Here is a 17,805-nt window from a genome sequence, read left to right as displayed (position 1 = left end):
TATCGGTGACACTGCGGGCGAGTTGCACGCGTGTTAAGAGCTGCCGCCCCGTCAGCCGCTGTCGCCGCCCGCCCCGTTCTCCGGCGGGACCACCACCTTCTCCTCGGCGAAGTGGCATGCGGAGTCGTGCGCGGCGGGGCCCGCGCCGCCGCGGAACACGGCCGGGACCGCGAGCGCCGGGACCTCGCGGGCGCACAGCTCCCGGGCCTTCCAGCAGCGGGTGCGGAAGCGGCAGCCGGACGGGACGTCGGTCGGCGACGGGACGTCCCCGGTCAGGATGATCCGCTCGCGGTGCTCCCGGGCGCCGGGGTCCGGCACGGGCACCGCGGACAGCAGCGCCTGCGTGTACGGGTGCGTGGGGTGCTCGTAGATCTCGGCGTCGCGGCCGAGCTCCACGATCCGCCCGAGGTACATCACCCCGACGCGGTCGGAGATGTGCCGGACGATCGACAGGTCGTGGGCGATGAAGATGTAGGACAGGCCGAACTCGTCCTGCAGTCTCGCCATCAGGTTGATGACCTGGGCCTGGATGGAGACGTCGAGGGCCGAGACCGGCTCGTCGGCGACGATGATCTCGGGGTTGAGGGCCAGGCCGCGGGCGATGCCGATGCGCTGGCGCTGACCGCCCGAGAACTGGTGCGGGTAGCGGTTGATGTACTCGGGGTTCAGACCGACGACGTCCAGGAGCTCCTGGACACGCCTGCGGCGGTCGCCCTTCGGAGCCACCTCGGGGTGGATGTCGAACGGCTCCCCGATGATGTCGCCCACCGTCATACGCGGGTTGAGCGAGGTGTACGGGTCCTGGAACACCATCTGGATGTTCCGCCGCACCGCCTTCAGCGCACGCCCGGACAGCTTGGTGATGTCCTCGCCCCGGTACCGGATCGCTCCGGACGTGGGGCGCTCCAGATTGACCAGCAGCCGGGCGAGCGTGGACTTGCCGCAGCCGGACTCGCCCACGATGCCGAGGGTTTCGCCCGCCATCAGGTCGAGGTCGACGCCGTCGACGGCCTTGACCGCGCCGATCTGCCGCTTGAACAGGATGCCCCGGGTGAGCGGGTAGTGCTTGTACAGGTCGCGCACCTCGAGGATGGCCTCGCCCGCGCCGGCGGTCCGGGCGGTCTCGGTCCGCTCAGCCGTTCGAGCCACGGAGGCACTCCCTCCAGAAGAAGCAGGCGCTCCCCCGCGCGCCGCGGGCCGCGGGCGCGCCCAGCGCTCCCCACGCCCCGAGGGCCCCTCGCTCCTCGTTCACCTCGAACAGCTCGGGCACATCAGTGCGGCACACGTCCTGGGCCATCGGGCAGCGCGGATGGAAGGCGCAGCCGGGCGGGATGTCCATCAGATTGGGCGGCAGGCCCCTGATCGCGTAGAGCTCCTGGCCCTTCTGGTCCAGGCGCGGGATCGAGTCCAGCAGACCACGCGTGTACGGGTGCGCCGGCGCCTTGTAGATGTCGTGGACGGGCGCGGTCTCGACGATGCGGCCCGCGTACATCACGGCGATCTTGTCGGCGACGTCCGCGACCACACCCAGGTCGTGCGTGATCAGGATCAAGCCCATGTTGTACTCGCGCTGAAGCTCCGCGAGCAGGTCCATCACCTGCGCCTGAACCGTCACGTCCAGCGCCGTCGTCGGCTCGTCCGCGATGATCAGGTCCGGCTCCAGGGCCAGCGCCATCGCGATCATGATGCGCTGACGCATACCGCCCGAGAACTGGTGCGGATAGTCGTTCACACGCGCCGCGGCCGCCGGGATCCTCACCCGCTCCATCAGTTCCACGGCCCGGGCCCTGGCCTCCTTCCTGCCGAGGCCCTGGTGGACGCGGAACATCTCACCGAGCTGGTACCCGACGGTCAGCACCGGGTTCAGCGAGGACAGCGCGTCCTGGAAGATCATCGCCATGCCGGAGCCGCGGATCCTGCGCCGTTCGTCCTCCTTGAGCCGGAGCAGGTCCCGGCCCTGGAAGAGGATCTCGCCGCCGGTGATGCGTCCGGGCGGGGTGTCGAGGATGCCCATGACCGCCTGCGCGGTCACCGACTTGCCGGAACCGGACTCGCCGAGCACGGCCAGCGTCTCGCCCGCGTCGACGGCGTAGGTGACACCGTTGACGGCCTTGGCGACCCCGTCCCGGGTCCGGAACTCCACGTGCAGATCGCGCACTTCCAGCAGCATCGGCGGCCTCCCTCCGTGGTCAGCGCAGCTTGGGGTCGAGGGCGTCGCGGACCGCGTCGCCGAGCATGATGAACGCGAGCACGGTGATCGCCAGCGCACCGGCCGGCCAGAGCAGCATGTGCGGGGCGTTGCGGATGTACGGGGACGCGGCCGAGATGTCGATGCCCCAGGACACTCTGGGCGGCTTCAGGCCGACGCCGAGGTAGGAGAGCGTGGCCTCCAGCGCGATGTACGTGCCGAGGGCGATGGTGGCGACGACGATCACCGGTGCGACCGCGTTGGGCGTGATGTGGCGGAGCAGCAGCCGCGTGGTGGAGGCGCCGAGGGCGCGCGCCGCCTGGACGTAGTCGTTCTGCTTGGCGGTGATGACGGAGCCGCGGGCGATGCGGCAGATCTGCGGCCAGCCGAGCAGGACCATGAATCCGATGACGGGCCAGACGGTGTTGCTGGTGACCACGGACAGCAGCACCAGGCCGCCGAGTACGACGGGGATCGCGAAGAAGACGTCGGTGAGCCGGGACAGGGTCGCGTCCCAGGCGCCGCCGAAGAACCCGGCGAGCCCGCCGAGCACCGAGCCGAGGAGGGCGACCCCGAGGGTGGCGCACACACCGACGACGACGGAGGTCCGGGCCCCGTAGACCGTGCGGGTGTAGACGTCGCAGCCCTGACCGTCGAAGCCGAAGGGGTGGCCAGGCTGGGAGCCCTCCTGGGCCTTGGCGAGGTCGCAGCTGAGCGGGTCGCCGGAGGTGATCGAGGACGGCCAGACGGAGATGAAGACCAGGAAGACGATGACCAGCCCGGAGAGGATGAAGACCGGGTTCCGGCGCAGGTCGCGCCAGGCGTCGGACCACAGGCTGCGCGGCTTGCCCGCGGGGCCTGTGCCCTCGGGTCCGCCCGGTGTCCGTTCGAGGGTCGCCCCCTCGCTGGTGGCGAGGTCCATCGCGCCGCCCATCCCGGTCGGGGCGATGGCGCCGTCCTCCTTCTGCGGTTCAGGCATAGCGGATCCTCGGGTCGAGTACGGCGTACAGCAGGTCGACGACGAGATTGACCACCAGGAAGACCAGGACCAGCACGGTCACGAAGCCGACGACGGTCTGTGTGTTGTGCCGCAGGATCCCCTGGTAGAGCTGGTAGCCGACGCCGTGGATGTTGAAGATCCGCTCGGTGACGATCGCGCCGCCCATCAGCGCGCCGATGTCGGCGCCGATGAAGGTGACCACGGGGATCAGCGAGTTGCGCAGCAGATGCCGGGTGATGACGCGCCGCCGCGGCAGGCCCTTGGCGACGGCGGTGCGTACGTAGTCGGCGCGCCGGTTCTCGGCGATGGAGGTACGGGTGAGCCGGGTGACGTAGGCGAGGGAGACCGAGGCGAGGACGAGGCCCGGCACGATCAGCTCGTTCAGCGGGGCCTCGGGGGAGACCGAGGGCCGGATGACGCCCCACTTCACGCCCAGCAGGAGTTGCAGGACCAGGCCGGTGACGAAGGTGGGCACGGAGATGACGACGAGGGTCAGCAGCAGCACGGAAGTGTCGACGGGCCGGCCCCGGCGCAGACCGGTGAGGACACCGAGGGTGACGCCGATGACGATCTCGAACACGATCGCGACGACGGTGAGCCGGATGGTCACGGGGAACGCCGTCGCCATCAGCTCGGTGACCTTCTGGCCGTTGAAGGCGGTGCCGAAGTCCCCGGTGAAGACGTGGCCCATGTAGCTCGCGTACTGCTCGACGACGGGCTTGTCGAGGCCGTACTCGCGGCGCAGCTCCGCGGTGGTCGCGGGGTCGCACTTCCGCTCGCCGCACAGCCCCGCGATGGGATCGCCCATCACGTTCACCATCAGGAAGATCAGCAGCGTCGCGCCGAAGAAGACCGGGATCATCTGCAGCAGACGCCGGACGACGTACCGTCCCATCGCGGCCCCCTGGGGTCAGCTCACCGTGATCTCGTTGTAGACGGGCACGCTGAACGGGTTCAGCGCGACATGACCGATCCGGCTCGAGTAGCCGGCGCTGCCGTTCTGGTACCAGAGTGGGATGGCGGCCATGTTGTCGCGCACGACGCCTTCGGCCTCCTGGAACTTCTTCACGGCGGCGGTCTGGTCGGACTCGGCGTTGGCCTCGTCGACGAGCTTGTCGAACTGCGGATTGCTCCACTTGCCGTCGTTGGACGACGCGTTGGTGTAGTAGAGCGGCTGGAGGAAGTTCTGGATCAGCGGGTAGTCCATCTGCCAGCCGGCCCGGAAGGGGCCGGTCATCTTGCCCTGGGTGATCTGGTTGCGGTAGTCGGCGAAGGTGCCGACGGGGTTGCCCACGCACGCCCGGTCGTTGCCGACGGCGTTGTTGACGCTGTTGCAGACGGCGTCCACCCACTCCTTGTGGGAGCCGCTGTCGGCGTTGTACGAGATCCGGACCTGTCCGCCGGGCAACCCGCCGCCCTCCTGGATGAGCTTCCTGGCCTGCCCGGGGTCGTAGACGCAGGCGGCTCCGCAGAGCCCCGCCTTGTAGCCGCCCTTGTCGCCGAGTACGGGTGAGGTCCAGTCGGTGGCCGGGGTCCGGGTCCGCCGGAAGATCCTGTCGGTGATCTGCGCGCGGTTGATCGCCATGGACAGGCCCGTACGGACCTTGGCCGCGCCCGGTGTGTCCCATCTCTTGTCGTCGTAGGGGAAGGCCAGGGTCTGGATGATGCCGGCGGGCGTGTTGATGTACCGGCCGTCGAGGTCGGACTTGACGTTCTTGAGCTGTGCGGCGGGCACGTCGTCGACGAGGTCGAGGTTCCCGGCCACGAGGTCGGTGTAGGCGGTGTTGTTGTCCGTGTAGACCTTGAGGTCGATGCCCTTGTTGCGCGCCTTGTCGTCCCCCGGGTAGGCGTCCCAGGCGCGCAGGTTCATCTGGGAGCCCCTGACGTACGTGTCGACCAGGTACGGGCCGTTGCCGACCGGCTTGTTCAGCCAGGCGTCGTGGTGGTCGAAGAACGCCCTGGGCAGGGGGGCGAAGGCGGGGTAGCCGAGGGTGTCCGGCCAGGTGGAGAACTTCTGCGAGAGCTTCACGGTGAAGGTCCTGTCGTCGACGACCTTCAGCCCGGAGAGCGTGTCGGCGCTCTGGGCCCCCGTCTCGGGGTGGACCTTGTCGTATCCCTCGATGTAGCCGAAGAAGTAGGCGTTCTTCTGGTTGTTCTTCAGGCCGGCGCCGTAATTCCAAGCATCGACGAAGGACTTGGCGGTCACCTTCTCGCCATTGCTGAAGGTCCAGCCGTTCTTGAGGACGATCGTGAAGTTCTTCGAGTCGGACGTCTCGATCTTCTCGGCGAGCATGTTCTTCGCCTCGCCGGTCCGCGGGTCGTACCGCTTCAGCCCGCGGAAGATCATGTCGAGGACCTTGCCGCCCTGCACCTCGTTGGTGTTCGAGGGCTCCAGCGGGTTCTGCGGGTCTCCCCACGAGGAGCTGACCACGCCGGGCTCGGTGCCCGCGCCCCCGCCGCAGGCGCCCGCCGCCAGCGCGGCGGCCATCGCGCACACGGCCCACCTGGCGCGCGCGGCTCGACGCATGGGGTGCCTCCTCGGCGTGCTCCCGGATCACTCGGGCCCGACCAGTCACTCAGGGCCCCAATATCACCCCATTCGCCCCATTCTGCATAGGTGCCCCACCCGCACGGGTCGATCGTTGCGCCACTCGCACGAACGGCGGGTCCACAACGACGAGGGCGCCCGGAACCGATCGGTTCCGGGCGCCCTCGTCGAAGCGGGAGCAGGGCTCCTCACGCCGCGTGCACGACGTCCTTCTCCTCCGCGAAGTGGCAGGCCGACTCGTGCGCGGCCGGGCTGTCACTGCCCTGGAAGCGCTCGGGGACGGCGAGGAGCGGGACCTCCTCGGCGCACCTGTCCATGGCCTTCCAGCAACGGGTGCGGAAGCGGCAGCCCGACGGCGGGTTCGCCGGCGACGGGACGTCGCCGGTCAGGATGATCCGCTCACGGCCCTCCCGCGCCTCCGGGTCCGGCACGGGCACGGCGGAGAGCAGCGCCTGCGTGTACGGGTGCGTCGGGTGGTCGTAGATCTGCGTGTCCGTACCGATCTCGGCCATCTTGCCGAGGTACATCACGCCGACCCGGTCCGAGATGTGCCGGACGATCGACAGGTCGTGCGCGATGAAGATGTAGGACAGGTTGAACTCGTCCTGCAGCTTCTCCATCAGGTTGATGACCTGGGCCTGGACGGAGACGTCCAGGGCCGAGACCGGCTCGTCGCAGATGATGATCTCGGGGTTGAGGGCCAGGCCGCGGGCGATGCCGATGCGCTGGCGCTGACCGCCCGAGAACTGGTGCGGGTAGCGGTTGATGTACTCGGGGTTCAGACCGACGACGTCCAGGAGCTCCTGGACACGCCTGCGGCGGTCGCCCTTCGGAGCCACCTCGGGGTGGATGTCGAACGGCTCCCCGATGATGTCGCCCACCGTCATACGCGGGTTGAGCGAGGTGTACGGGTCCTGGAACACCATCTGGATGTTCCGCCGCACCGCCTTCAGCGCACGCCCGGACAGCTTGGTGATGTCCTGGCCCTTGTAGAAGACCTCGCCCGCGGTGGCCCGCTCCAGCGACATGAGCAGCTTGGCGACCGTGGACTTGCCGCAGCCGGACTCACCCACGATGCCCAGGGTCTCGCCCTGGTACAGGTCGAAGGAGATGCCGTCGACGGCCTTGACCGCGCCGATCTGCTTCTTGAAGAGGATGCCCTGGGTGAGCGGGAAGTGCTTCACCAGGTTGCGCACCTGGAGGATCGGCTCGCCGCGCTCGACGGGCGCCTCGATGGCGGCCACGGCCTCGCTCTCGGAGTGCGCGTCGACGACCTCCACGTCGGAGACGTTCGGCGTCGCGTCCTGCGGCTCGTCGTTCGTGTCGAGCTTCGTGGGCTCAGCCATGGATCGTCTCCTTCCAGAAGTGGCACGCGGAGCGGCGGCCCGGCAGCTCGCTGCCGTCCTGCTCCGTCACCGGGTGCAGCACGGGAACGTCCGTGCGGCAGATGTCCTGCGCCTTCGGGCAGCGCGGGTTGAACGCACAACCGGTCGGGATGCGCAGCAGGTTGGGCGGCAGGCCCTTGATCGCGTAGAGCTCCTGGCCCTTCTGGTCCAGGCGCGGGATCGAGTCCAGCAGACCACGCGTGTACGGGTGCGCGGGGCGCTTGTACAGCTCGTGGACGGGCGCGGTCTCGACGATACGGCCCGCGTACATCACGGCGATCTTGTCGGCGACGTCCGCGACCACACCCAGGTCGTGCGTGATCAGGATCAAGCCCATGTTGTACTCGCGCTGAAGCTCCGCGAGCAGGTCCATCACCTGCGCCTGAACCGTCACGTCCAACGCCGTCGTCGGCTCGTCCGCGATGATCAGGTCCGGCTCCAGGGCCAGCGCCATCGCGATCATGATGCGCTGACGCATACCGCCCGAGAACTGGTGCGGATAGTCGTTCACACGCGCCGCGGCCGCCGGGATCTTCACCCGGTCCATGAGCTCCACGGCCTTCGCCTTGGCCTCCTTCTTGGAGAGGCCCTGGTGGACGCGGAACATCTCACCGAGCTGGTACCCGACGGTCAGCACCGGGTTCAGCGAGGACAGCGCGTCCTGGAAGATCATGGCGATCTTCGAACCGCGCAGCTTCCGGCGCTCGTCCGCGGGCATCTTGAGCATGTCCTGGCCGCGGAAGAGGATCTCGCCCTGCGGGATCTTCGCCGGCGGCATGTCCAGGATGCCCATGATCGCCTGGGCGGTCACCGACTTGCCGGAGCCGGACTCGCCGAGCACGGCGAGCGTCTCACCGGCGCTGACGCTGTAGTTGACGCCGTTGACGGCCTTGACGACCCCGTCGCGGGTGTGGAACTCCACGTGCAGGTCACGCACGTCGAGCAGCGGACCGCCCTGGTCGTCCCCGCCGCGCGGGGCGGGAACGGTCGCGGTCTTGTCGATGGTGGTCACGTACGCCTCCCTCAGCGCATCTTGGGGTCGAGGGCGTTGCGGACGGCCTCACCGAGCATGATGAACGCCAGCACCGTGATGCTGAGCATGATCGACGGGTACAGCAGGATGTGCTGGGCCACGCGGATCGAGTTGCCGCCGTCCGAGATGTCATTGCCCCACGAGACGCCGTTCAGGCCGAGGCCGAGGAACGACAGGACCGCCTCGCTGGAGATGTAGACGCCCAGCGAGATGGTGGCGACGACGATCACCGGGGCCATCGTGTTCGGCAGGATGTGCCGGAACAGGATGCGCGGCGTGCTCGCGCCCAGCGCCTGGGCGGCGTGCACGTAGTCGGACTGCTTGGTCGTGATGACCGCGCCACGCATCACGCGGGCGATCTGGGTCCAGCCGAAGAAGGACAGCGCCCCGATGACGACCCAGACGTTGCGCTCCTGGAAGGAGTTGAGCACGACCATGGTGCCGAGCAGGAACGGGATGCCGAAGAAGACGTCCGTCAGTCGCGAGAGCACGGAGTCGAGCCAGCCGCCGAAGTAGCCGGCCAGCATGCCGACCAGACCACCGACCAGCGTCACGCACAGCGTGGTGCCGAAGCCGACGGCGACCGAGGCCCGGGTGCCGTAGATGACACGCGCGTAGACACTGCGGCCCTGCGCGTCGTAACCGAGCCAGTCGGACGAGAAGACCTCGCCCAGCTTCGGCTTCTGCAGGAAGTGCTTCGACAGGTCGCCGAGCGTCGGGTCCGCGCTGGTGAACAGCGAGGGGACGGCCGTGATCGTCAGCAGCAGCAGGATCAGCACGGCGGAGATGACGAAGATCGGGCTGCGCCGCAGGTCGCGCCAGGCGTCGCCCCAGAGGCTGCGCGCCTTCTCGTCGTGCTTCGCCGGCTGTGCCGCCGCGGTGGCCACGGCGTCCGACGTGGTGGTGTCGTCCGCGGTCTTGGTCATGTCAGGCATAGCGAATCCTCGGGTCCAGGACCGCGTACAGCAGGTCGACGAGCAGGCTGGCGAGGAGGTAGATCAGCACCAGGACCGTCACCAGGCCCACGAGCGTGGTGCCCTCGCGGCGCACGATGGACTGGTAGATCGTGCCGCCGATGCCCTGGATGTTGAACAGGCCCTCCGTCACGACGGCGCCGCCCATCAGCGCACCGATGTCGGTGCCCAGGTAGGTCACCACCGGGATCAGCGAGTTGCGCATCAGGTGGACACCGACCACGCGCCGCTTGGGCAGGCCCTTGGCGATCGCGGTGCGGATGTAGTCGCTGCGCAGGTTCTCGGAGATCGACGTACGGGTCAGTCGCGTCACGTACGCCAGTGATGCCGTCGCCAGGACGAAGGCGGGCATCAGCAACTCGGTGTAGTTCGTCGAGTCGTTGACGTTCGGCGGGAGCCAGCCCAGGTCGAAGGCGAAGACGACCTTGAGGATGTAGCCGAGGACGAAGACCGGAACCGAGATCAGCAGCAGCGAGATGACCAGGATCACGTTGTCCGTGATGCGCCCGGCGCGCAGGCCGGCCAGCACGCCCAGCGAGAGGCCGAGCACGATCTCGATGGCGAACGACAGGGACGCGAGCCGGAAGGTGACCGGGAAGGCGTCGCCGAGGACGTCGGTCACCGGGCGGCCGCTGGCGATCTGCGTGCCGAAGTCGGCGTGCAGGATCATGCCGCGCATGTAGTGGAAGTACTGCGTCAGGATCGGCTGGTCCAGACCGTACTGGTGCCTGAGTGCGGCGATGGTCGCCGGGCTTCCGCCCTTGTCGCCGAAGAGCCCGCGCACGGGGTCGCCGGGCAGGGCGTAGACCATCAGGAAGATCAGAAGAGTTGTCCCGATGAAGACCGGGATCATCTGGAGCAGTCGTCGTGCGACATAACGCCCCATCGTGCCTCCATGTCAGTCACAGCGCAGCCGGACGGGCCCTTTCCGCACGCACTCGTACGGAGTCCGTACGACGAGGTACGGAGTCCGTGCGAATACGGCGGAAAGGGCCCCCCGGCCACTGCCGTCCCCCGGGCGGCCGACGAGCGGCCGCGCCGGGGGCGACGAGCTGTTTGCGGTTACTTCTTGACCTGAACGCCGGTCAGGATCGGGTCGCCGTTCTGCGCGTACTTGACGCCGGTGACCTTGTCCGAGTAGCCCGCGTTGACCTTGTAGTACCAGAGCGGAATGCTCGGCATGTAGTTCGGCAGCTGCTTCTCGATGGCCGCGTACTGCTTCTCCGAGTCCTCCAGCGAGGAGGCGCTGTCGGCCTTCGCGATGGCGTCGTCGATCTTCTTGTTGGAGAAGCCGCTCTGGTTGCCGTCGGAGTGCGTGCCGAACAGGTCCCGGACGAAGTTGGCGTTCATCGGGAAGTCGAGCACCCAGCCACTGCGGTACAGGGACTTGACCTCGTGCGCGTCACGCGCGTTCAGGTCGGCCTGGAAGTCCGCCTTGGAGTCGCCGGTGCACTTGACGCCGGTGGCCTTGGTGATGGAGCCGCAGACCGCCTCCACCCACTCCTTGTGACCGCCGTCGGCGTTGTACTGGATGGAGATCTTGTTGCCCGGGACGCCGCCACCCTGCTTGATGAGCTGCTTGGCCTTGGCCGGGTTGTAGGTGACGACGTCACCCGCGGCGTTCGGCTGGAAGCCGAGCACGCCCTGGGCGACCCAGCCGGTGGCCGGCTCACGGGTGCCCTGCAGCACGGTCTTGGTGATGGTGTTCCGGTCGATCGCCATCGACAGGCCCTGCAGGACCTTCGGGTCGATGTTCTTCCACTGCTTGGTGTAGAAGGCCGGGGCGATCGTCTGGATGGCGGAGTACGCCTGGTCCACGGCGCGGTCACCGAGGTCCTGCTTGTAGACCGGCAGGTCCTTGGGCGCGATCTGACGCAGGACGTCGACGTTGCCGGACTTCAGGTCCTCGTAGGCCGTCTCGAGGCTGGTGTAGTTCTTGAAGAGCACACCGCCGTTCTTGGCCTTGTCGGGACCCTTGTAGCCGTCGTAGCGGGCAATCTCGATCTGCTTCTTGTGCTGCCAGCTGACGAACTTGTAGGGGCCGTTGCCGACCGGGTGCTCGCCGGCCGCCTTCGGGTCCTTGTAGAAGGACTCCGGGAGCGGCGAGAAGACCTCGTAGCCGAGCTTGTACACGTAGTACGGGATCGGCTTGGTCAGCGTGATGGTGAAGGTGTTGTCGTCGACGACCTTCAGACCGGACATCTTGTCGGCCTTCGACTTGCCCTTGGCGGGCGCCACGTCGTCGTAGCCCTTGATGTCCGAGAACCAGAAGCTGTTGGTCTGCTTGTTGGCCGGGTTCGCGGCCCAGTTCCAAGCCTTGACGTAGGACTCTGCGGTGACGGGCGTGCCGTCGTGGAACTTCCAGCCCGCCTTGAGCTTGACCGTGTAGGTCTTGTTGTCCTTGGTGTCCACCGACTGGGCGTTCACCATGACGATGTTGCCCTTGGCGTCGTAGTCGACCAGCTGCGAGAAGATCGACTTGACGACGATGCTGCCGTTGGACTCCATGGTGTTGGCCGGCTGCAGCGGGTTCTGCGGCTCGCCCACCTCGATGGAGAACTTGGCATTCGGGTTGACAGCAGCCTTGCTGTCGTCCCCGCTGCCCGACTTGCTGCCGCCACCACAGGCGGTCGCCCCCAGCGCCACAACCGCGGCTATTGCGACCCACTTGGCGCTCTTGGCACCGCGCATGGGTTCCTCCTCATGAGTCCACTGTTCACTACGAGAGGGGACACTTTTGGCCAAGCCGACACCCCTGACGGCGAGCCTTCCAAGTGCCCCAGTGTGCTCGTGAGTCCGTGCTCCCCACAGCGCGTGACCCATTGACCCGAGCTCTTCGCGCTCAACTATTAGCCATCGCCTTGCGCCCGACCACACTCTTTTGGTCTCGGTTCGATCACACCTGCCACCTACTTCTTCCAAAATCCGGACAAACCGATCCGAGATAGATGGTTGCGAAACGGACGTGTTACATATCTATCGGTCATCGGCGTCCGTATTCCGGACAGATCATGGTCTAAAACCGGTTGCGGTCGTGACGGTCGGCCACGAGGGCCCATTCCGCAGAGTAGCGAGAAGTCTTCCCGCGTAGACATTTTTTGCCAATACCTGAGCCCGGGCACCCCCGAAGGGATGCCCGGGCTCAGGACTGATGTGACGTCAGTCGCGCCTGGTGCGGGAGTGCGTCAGCCGTGCTTGGCGCGGGAGGCCGCACGGGCCCGCTCACGCTGGTCCAGGGCGACCTTGCGGATGCGGACGGCCTCCGGGGTCACCTCGACGCACTCGTCGTCGCGGCAGAACTCCAGGGACTGCTCCAGGGAGAGCTTGCGCGGCGGAACGATGGACTCCGCGACGTCGGCCGTCGAGGAGCGCATGTTCGTGAGCTTCTTCTCCTTGGTGATGTTCACGTCCATGTCGTCGGAGCGCGAGTTCTCACCGACGATCATGCCCTCGTACACCTCGGTGCCCGGCTCCACGAAGAGGACGCCGCGCTCCTGGAGGTTCGTCATCGCGAACGCCGTGACTGCGCCGGAGCGGTCGGCGACCAGCGAACCGTTGTTACGGGTCTGGAGGTTGCCGAACCACGGCTCGTGGCCCTCGTGGATCGAGTGCCCGATACCCGTACCGCGGGTGCTGGTGAGGAACTCCGTCCGGAAGCCGATGAGGCCACGGGACGGCACGACGAACTCCATGCGGACCCAGCCGGAGCCGTGGTTCGACATGTTGTCCATACGGCCCTTGCGAACACCCATGAGCTGCGTGACCGCGCCCATGTGCTCCTCGGGCACGTCGATCGTCATGCGCTCGACGGGCTCGTGGACCTTGCCGTCGACCTCCTTGGTGACGACCTGCGGCTTGCCGATGGTCAGCTCGAAGCCCTCACGGCGCATCTGCTCGACGAGGATCGCGAGCGCCAGCTCACCGCGGCCCTGCACCTCCCAGGCGTCGGGACGCTCGGTGTCCAGGACACGCAGCGAGACGTTACCGATCAGCTCGCGGTCCAGACGGTCCTTGACCTGGCGGGCGGTGACCTTGCGGTCCTTGACCGCGGCCTTGGCGTCCGCGCCCTTGCCGGTGCCGCCACGGCCGACCAGCGGCGAGGTGTTCGTACCGATCACCATCGAGATCGCGGGCTCGTCGACCGTGATCAGCGGCAGCGCGACCGGGTTCTCCGTGTCGGCGAGGGTCTCGCCGATCATGATGTCGGGGATGCCGGCGACGGCGCAGATGTCACCCGGGCCGGCCACCTCGGCGGGCTTGCGGGTCAGCGCCTCGGTCATCATCAGCTCGCTGATGCGGACGTTGGAGATCGTGCCGTCACGCTTGATCCACGCGACCGTCTGGCCCTTGCGCAGCTCGCCCTGCTCGACGCGGAGCAGCGCGATACGGCCGAGGAAGTTGTCGGCGTCGAGGTTGGTGACGTGCGCCTGGAGGGGGGCCTCCTCCTCGTAGGACGGGGCCGGGATGGTGTCCAGGATCGTCGAGAAGAACGGCTCCAGGCTGTCGGAGTCCGCCGGGACCGTGCCGTCCTCCGGCTTCGTCAGCGACGCGATGCCGTCACGGCCGCAGGCGTAGACGATCGGGAACTCGATCTGGTCCTCGTCGGCGTCCAGGTCCAGGAAGAGGTCGTACGTCTCGTTGACGACCTCGTCGATACGGGAGTCCGGGCGGTCCGTCTTGTTGATGCACAGGATGACCGGCATCCGGGCCTGCAGGGCCTTGCGCAGCACGAAGCGGGTCTGCGGGAGCGGGCCCTCGGAGGCGTCCACGAGGAGGACGACGCCGTCGACCATCGACAGACCGCGCTCGACCTCGCCGCCGAAGTCGGCGTGGCCGGGGGTGTCGATGATGTTGATCGTGATCGGCTCGCCGCCGTCCTTGGGGTGGTACTTCACCGCCGTGTTCTTGGCGAGGATCGTGATGCCCTTCTCACGCTCCAGGTCGTTCGAGTCCATGACGCGGTCGTCGACGGACTCGAGCTGGTGCGCGGCGAAGGCACCGGCCTGCTTGAGCATGGCATCGACGATGGTCGTCTTGCCGTGGTCGACATGGGCGACGATGGCGACATTGCGGATGTCGTGGCGCGTGGCCATATTGCGGCGCTTCTCCCGGGGTGAGTGGACGGCCTCCCGCTGCGCGGGGCCAGGGCCTGCCGGGCTTGAACACGCCACGGCCTCACCCCATGGTACGGGGCCTGCGGCGGGCGTGCGGTTCCGGTGCCGGGGCGTACGTCACACCTGGGGTGCCTCGGGCGGGGGTGCCTGCCCGGTGCCGGGGTCGCCGTCCCCGGCGCGAAGCCCGACACCGGAGGCCACGCCTTCCCGGCACCACGTGCACGCCTCCCGAACAGCCGCCCGGCACCGGGGCGGCACCGTGCCCACCCGGCACCACATGCACCTCTCCCGCAGGGTTGCCCGGCACCGGGGTTGTGCCCACCCGTTCCGCCCTGCGGAACGACTGCCCACAGCGGGGAAACGGCATTGCACGGCCCCACCGGCCCCACCGGCCGGAGGGGGGATGCGGTCAGGCCCCACACACCGCTGTGGGCATGCGTTCCGCCTGGGGCGGAACGGGTGGGCACAGTCCACGGTGCCGGGTCCCCTGCGGGAGGCATGCCGCGGCCCCGGTCCGTGGGGGCCGGGGCCGTGGCGGAGACGGGGCGGGGCTAGTTCGTGGGGCTCCCGCTGGCCATGACGCCCGGGCCCTGACCAGGGCTGACCCCCTTCTTCAGGAAGCCCATGTCCTCGTAGACCGGGGTCTGGAACCCGAAGGCGCCGGCGTTGGCGATGTCGGGGCGGGTGGCCACGAGCTGGGGGCGCTGGTAGAGCGGGATCGACCCCGCGGCGGCCCAGATCCGGGCGTCGGCCTGGCGGACCAGATCCCGCTCCGCGTCCTCGTCGAGCTCACCGACCGCCTTGGCGAAGAGCTGGTCGATGTGGTCGGTGCCGACCCGCGTGTAGTTCTGCTCGACGTTCAGGGAGCCGTCGGCCGCAGGGACCGGCTTGGCGAAGATCGGCCGGGCGTCGGTCGCGGGGAACGCGGTCGCGGGCCACGAGTACAGCGCCAGGTCGTACTCACCGGAGGCGATGTGGTCCTTGAAGTAGCTCGCGTCCGGAACCTTGGAGATCTCCGTACGGATGCCGATCCGCTCCAGCATCTTCGAGATGCGGTCGGCGACCGTGCGCAGCGACTCCGACCCGGCCCCCGAGGGCACCACGAAGCGCAGGCTGAGCGCCTTGCCGTCCTTGGCCAACGGTCCGCTCACCGCTCCGGCGGGGGCCGCGGTGCCCTTGGGTGCGTAGGCCCCGGCCGGACCCTGCCCGTCGTGCCCCTTCTTGTGCTCGCGGTCGGCGTCGCCGGGCTTGTCGCTCCTGTCGCCGGGCTTGTCGCTCGCGGCGGCGTCCCTGTCGCTCGCGGCACCGTCCCGGTGGCCCGCCCGGCCGGCCCGGTCGTTCGCGTGGCCGCCCCGCTCACCCGCCCCGTCGGGCTTGTCGTCCTCGCCGATGATGTACGTGCCCTCGGTGCCGTGGTCCTTGTCCTGGTCGTCGGACGTCTTCTTGCCGTCCGCCTGGCTGCCCGCGGTCTTCGCCGGGTCCTTGTCCTTGGCCTCCGTGATCGGGCCGCCCCGTACCCAGCCCGCGTCGGCGAGCAGGGCCTGGGCCACCTTCTCGTCCTCGCCGCCGAGCGCGTCGCTGTTGTCCTCGTAGTCGGCCTGACCGGCGAGCGCGAGGTGGCTGCCGACCGTCTTGGACGGCAGACCGAGCGGCTTGAGGACGAGCTTGGCCAGCTCGTCGCGGTTGATCGCGCGGGCCACCGCGCGGCGCACCCGGTCGTCGGCGAGCGGGCCCTCGGAGCCGTTGAGGGCGAGCTGCGTGTAGGCGGGCTCTAGGGACTTGCGGACCACGAAGGCGCGCAGCCCCGACTGCTCCTCGGCGTAGTCCCGGGCGGCCTGCCGGGCCTTCCGGTCGAGCTTGCGGACCGGCTTGGCCGCGGTGCGGCCGCCACCCGCGCCGTTCGGGAGCGGGCCCTGCGGGACCTTGCCGCTCGCGGCGAGGGTGATGCGGTCCGCGTCGGCCGGGTCGACGTCGGCGAGGTCGACCTTGCCGTCGGCGAGCTCGGCCGCCCGCTGGTCGCGCGGGACGGCGCGGAGCACCAGGGTGGAGAGCTTGCTGGGACGACCCCACCAGCGCTGGCTGCGCTGAAGCGTTACTTCTTTGGTCTTCAGATCGATGTTCTGGAGCATGAACGGCCCTGCGGTGACCTTCAGCGCACGGCGCGAGCCGTCGTTGAAGGCGTCCGGGGTGCCCATGACGTCCTTCGGGTAGAGCGGCGAGAACAGGGACCGCCAGTCCGCGTACTTCTGCTTGAAGGTGACCCGCACCTCCAGGTTGTTCCCGCCGCGTTCGATCTTCTCGATCCGCTCGTAGCCCGCGTTGCGCGCGGTCCAGTACGAGGAGTCCTTGCCGGACAGGGCACGCCACTGCGCCACGAAGTCGTCGGCGCCGATCTCCCGGCCGTCGCTCCACACCGCCTGCTGGTTGAGCTTGTACAGGACGACCTGCTTGGGCTCGGTCTCGACGACCTTGGCGGACTCCAGGAAGTCGGGGTTGCGCTGCAGCCGCCCCTTGGCGTCGACGCGGAACATGGACGGCAGGACGGCACCGGCGATCCGGGAGGTGGCGCCGTCGGCGTCGGCCTGGAAGGAGTTCAGTGTCTGGGGCAGGGCGTCGACGGCCCAGGTGATCCTGCCACCGTCGACGATCTGGTCGCGTTTGGCGGGCGCGATGTCCTGGACGGCGGCCGGTGACCCGCCGTCGTCGTCGGAGCCGCAGGCAGCCAGGGCGGGCACCGCGAGCACGCCCGTCGTCAGGAACGCGACAGAGCGCATCACCGAGCGCAGTCTGACGCCGTCGTGGGACATCACTGGTACGTACCTCCGGGGCTCGCCCGGCCGCCCGCTACTACCAGGACCGGACCGGGTTGATCACGTTTGGCGGTATATGGAGCTGATCAGATCTATCGCCCCACTGAAGGCGACGGCCGCGAAGCGGCGGCGGCGACACGTCGGCGGGCGCCGCGAACCCCACCCGTGCGGCCCAGCGCGGGAAGGCCGCGGAATCGGCCGCCCGGGGGCGCGCATGGGGCGTACGTGTGGCGCGCGTGTGGCGTACGAGTCGGCCAATCCGCGCAGATCCCTTCCCAAGCGATGATGTGACGCGCGACACTCGCTGGCGCACACGGCGGCCGCCGACGGCAGCCGCCGGGCTCCGGGCCCTGACGACGGGGCCCGAGCCCTGTACCGCGAGTGCCACGCAACCGCGGAAGTGAGGACACGCCATGTCCGTGCAGGACGACCTGACGGCAGTGCAGCGCTCGATCGACGATCTGTGCCGGTCCGTGGGACGGCTGGAGCAGCAGGTCGGCACCGGTCTGGAGATACGTCGCGTACGCACCGACGCCGCCCATCTGCGCGAGAGCGTCGCCCTGCTGCGCGAGGCCGCGCACGGGCACCCGCGCGGCGCGGGCGAGCCCGACCTGGTGCCGATCCCCGACACCCCGTACGACAGCTCCCTGTGGACGGACGCGGACGACGAGGGCCTCGGCGCCCGCGACCGGCACGCACCCTGAGCGCCCCGGACGCCCGGCGAGCGAGCCGAAGGGGCGCGCTCCGTGGGCG

The 17,805-nt window shown here is 68.7% G+C and carries 13 protein-coding genes; 1 reads left to right on the top strand and 12 read right to left on the bottom strand.

Translation table 11 applies throughout. From position 1 onward, the window contains the following. Positions 1-51: 51 nt before the first annotated feature. From ACWCP6_RS05795 to ACWCP6_RS05740, 12 genes are all read right to left on the bottom strand, one after another. On the bottom strand, positions 52-1,149 hold the full coding sequence (locus ACWCP6_RS05795) for an ABC transporter ATP-binding protein (protein WP_450931066.1): 1,098 nt from the start codon (positions 1,147-1,149) through the stop codon (positions 52-54). After that, the gene (locus ACWCP6_RS05790; RefSeq protein ID WP_450931065.1) at positions 1,133-2,170 is read right to left on the bottom strand and encodes an ABC transporter ATP-binding protein; all 1,038 of its coding nucleotides are present in this window, start codon (positions 2,168-2,170) and stop codon (positions 1,133-1,135) included. Before ACWCP6_RS05790 ends, ACWCP6_RS05795 begins: the two co-directional genes overlap by 17 nt. 19 nt (positions 2,171-2,189) lie before the next feature. Continuing rightward, a complete protein-coding gene (locus ACWCP6_RS05785) occupies positions 2,190-3,167 on the bottom strand; it encodes an ABC transporter permease (protein WP_450931064.1) in 978 nt (325 codons plus the stop codon). Next, on the bottom strand, positions 3,160-4,083 hold the full coding sequence (locus tag ACWCP6_RS05780) for an ABC transporter permease (protein WP_450931063.1): 924 nt from the start codon (positions 4,081-4,083) through the stop codon (positions 3,160-3,162). The genes ACWCP6_RS05785 and ACWCP6_RS05780 overlap by 8 nt, the downstream gene beginning before the upstream one ends. 15 nt (positions 4,084-4,098) lie before the next feature. Further along, positions 4,099-5,715: a peptide ABC transporter substrate-binding protein gene (locus ACWCP6_RS05775; protein ID WP_450931062.1), complete on the bottom strand. Its 1,617-nt coding sequence runs from the start codon at positions 5,713-5,715 to the stop codon at positions 4,099-4,101. Between the two features lie 209 nt (positions 5,716-5,924). After that, entirely contained in the window at positions 5,925-7,082 is a 1,158-nt protein-coding gene (locus tag ACWCP6_RS05770) for an ABC transporter ATP-binding protein (protein WP_450931061.1), read from the bottom strand. Further along, the gene (locus tag ACWCP6_RS05765) at positions 7,075-8,133 is read right to left on the bottom strand and encodes an ABC transporter ATP-binding protein (RefSeq protein WP_450931060.1); all 1,059 of its coding nucleotides are present in this window, start codon (positions 8,131-8,133) and stop codon (positions 7,075-7,077) included. Before ACWCP6_RS05765 ends, ACWCP6_RS05770 begins: the two co-directional genes overlap by 8 nt. An 11-nt stretch (positions 8,134-8,144) precedes the next feature. Continuing rightward, positions 8,145-9,089 (bottom strand): ABC transporter permease, encoded by a 945-nt coding sequence (locus ACWCP6_RS05760; protein WP_450931059.1) that lies wholly within the window; start codon positions 9,087-9,089, stop codon positions 8,145-8,147. Continuing rightward, the gene (locus tag ACWCP6_RS05755) at positions 9,082-10,014 is read right to left on the bottom strand and encodes an ABC transporter permease (protein WP_450931058.1); all 933 of its coding nucleotides are present in this window, start codon (positions 10,012-10,014) and stop codon (positions 9,082-9,084) included. Before ACWCP6_RS05755 ends, ACWCP6_RS05760 begins: the two co-directional genes overlap by 8 nt. A gap of 176 nt (positions 10,015-10,190) precedes the next feature. Next, positions 10,191-11,819, bottom strand: coding sequence for a peptide ABC transporter substrate-binding protein (locus ACWCP6_RS05750; protein ID WP_450931057.1), 1,629 nt, complete (start codon positions 11,817-11,819; stop codon positions 10,191-10,193). A 494-nt stretch (positions 11,820-12,313) separates the two neighbouring features. Continuing rightward, positions 12,314-14,221 (bottom strand): translational GTPase TypA, encoded by a 1,908-nt coding sequence (gene typA, locus ACWCP6_RS05745; RefSeq protein WP_450931056.1) that lies wholly within the window; start codon positions 14,219-14,221, stop codon positions 12,314-12,316. A 572-nt stretch (positions 14,222-14,793) separates the two neighbouring features. Next, a complete protein-coding gene (locus ACWCP6_RS05740; RefSeq protein ID WP_450931055.1) occupies positions 14,794-17,049 on the bottom strand; it encodes an ABC transporter family substrate-binding protein in 2,256 nt (751 codons plus the stop codon). 416 nt (positions 17,050-17,465) lie between these two features. On the opposite strand from ACWCP6_RS05740, the gene ACWCP6_RS05735 reads away from it, so the two are divergent. Continuing rightward, positions 17,466-17,756 carry a hypothetical protein gene (locus ACWCP6_RS05735; protein WP_450931054.1) on the top strand — a complete coding sequence of 97 codons (291 nt, stop codon included), beginning with the start codon at positions 17,466-17,468 and terminating at the stop codon, positions 17,754-17,756. The last annotated feature ends 49 nt before the right edge of the window (positions 17,757-17,805 follow it).

This window comes from Streptomyces sp. NPDC002004 (assembly GCF_053593975.1).
This window is presented reverse-complemented; position numbering and strand designations above follow the sequence as displayed.

Bases quoted from the DNA above. Each gene is read 5' to 3' on its own strand.
- ACWCP6_RS05790 (WP_450931065.1), bottom strand. From the start codon at position 2,170: ATGCTGCTGGAAGTGCGCGATCTGCACGTGGAGTTCCGGACCCGGGAC.
- ACWCP6_RS05785 (WP_450931064.1), bottom strand. From the start codon at position 3,167: ATGCCTGAACCGCAGAAGGAGGACGGCGCCATCGCCCCGACCGGGATG.
- ACWCP6_RS05780 (WP_450931063.1), bottom strand. From the start codon at position 4,083: ATGGGACGGTACGTCGTCCGGCGTCTGCTGCAGATGATCCCGGTCTTC.
- ACWCP6_RS05775 (WP_450931062.1), bottom strand. From the start codon at position 5,715: ATGCGTCGAGCCGCGCGCGCCAGGTGGGCCGTGTGCGCGATGGCCGCC.
- ACWCP6_RS05770 (WP_450931061.1), bottom strand. From the start codon at position 7,082: ATGGCTGAGCCCACGAAGCTCGACACGAACGACGAGCCGCAGGACGCG.
- ACWCP6_RS05760 (WP_450931059.1), bottom strand. From the start codon at position 9,089: ATGCCTGACATGACCAAGACCGCGGACGACACCACCACGTCGGACGCC.
- ACWCP6_RS05755 (WP_450931058.1), bottom strand. From the start codon at position 10,014: ATGGGGCGTTATGTCGCACGACGACTGCTCCAGATGATCCCGGTCTTC.
- ACWCP6_RS05750 (WP_450931057.1), bottom strand. From the start codon at position 11,819: ATGCGCGGTGCCAAGAGCGCCAAGTGGGTCGCAATAGCCGCGGTTGTG.
- typA (WP_450931056.1), bottom strand. From the start codon at position 14,221: ATGGCCACGCGCCACGACATCCGCAATGTCGCCATCGTCGCCCATGTC.
- ACWCP6_RS05740 (WP_450931055.1), bottom strand. From the start codon at position 17,049: ATGTCCCACGACGGCGTCAGACTGCGCTCGGTGATGCGCTCTGTCGCG.
- ACWCP6_RS05735 (WP_450931054.1), top strand. From the start codon at position 17,466: ATGTCCGTGCAGGACGACCTGACGGCAGTGCAGCGCTCGATCGACGAT.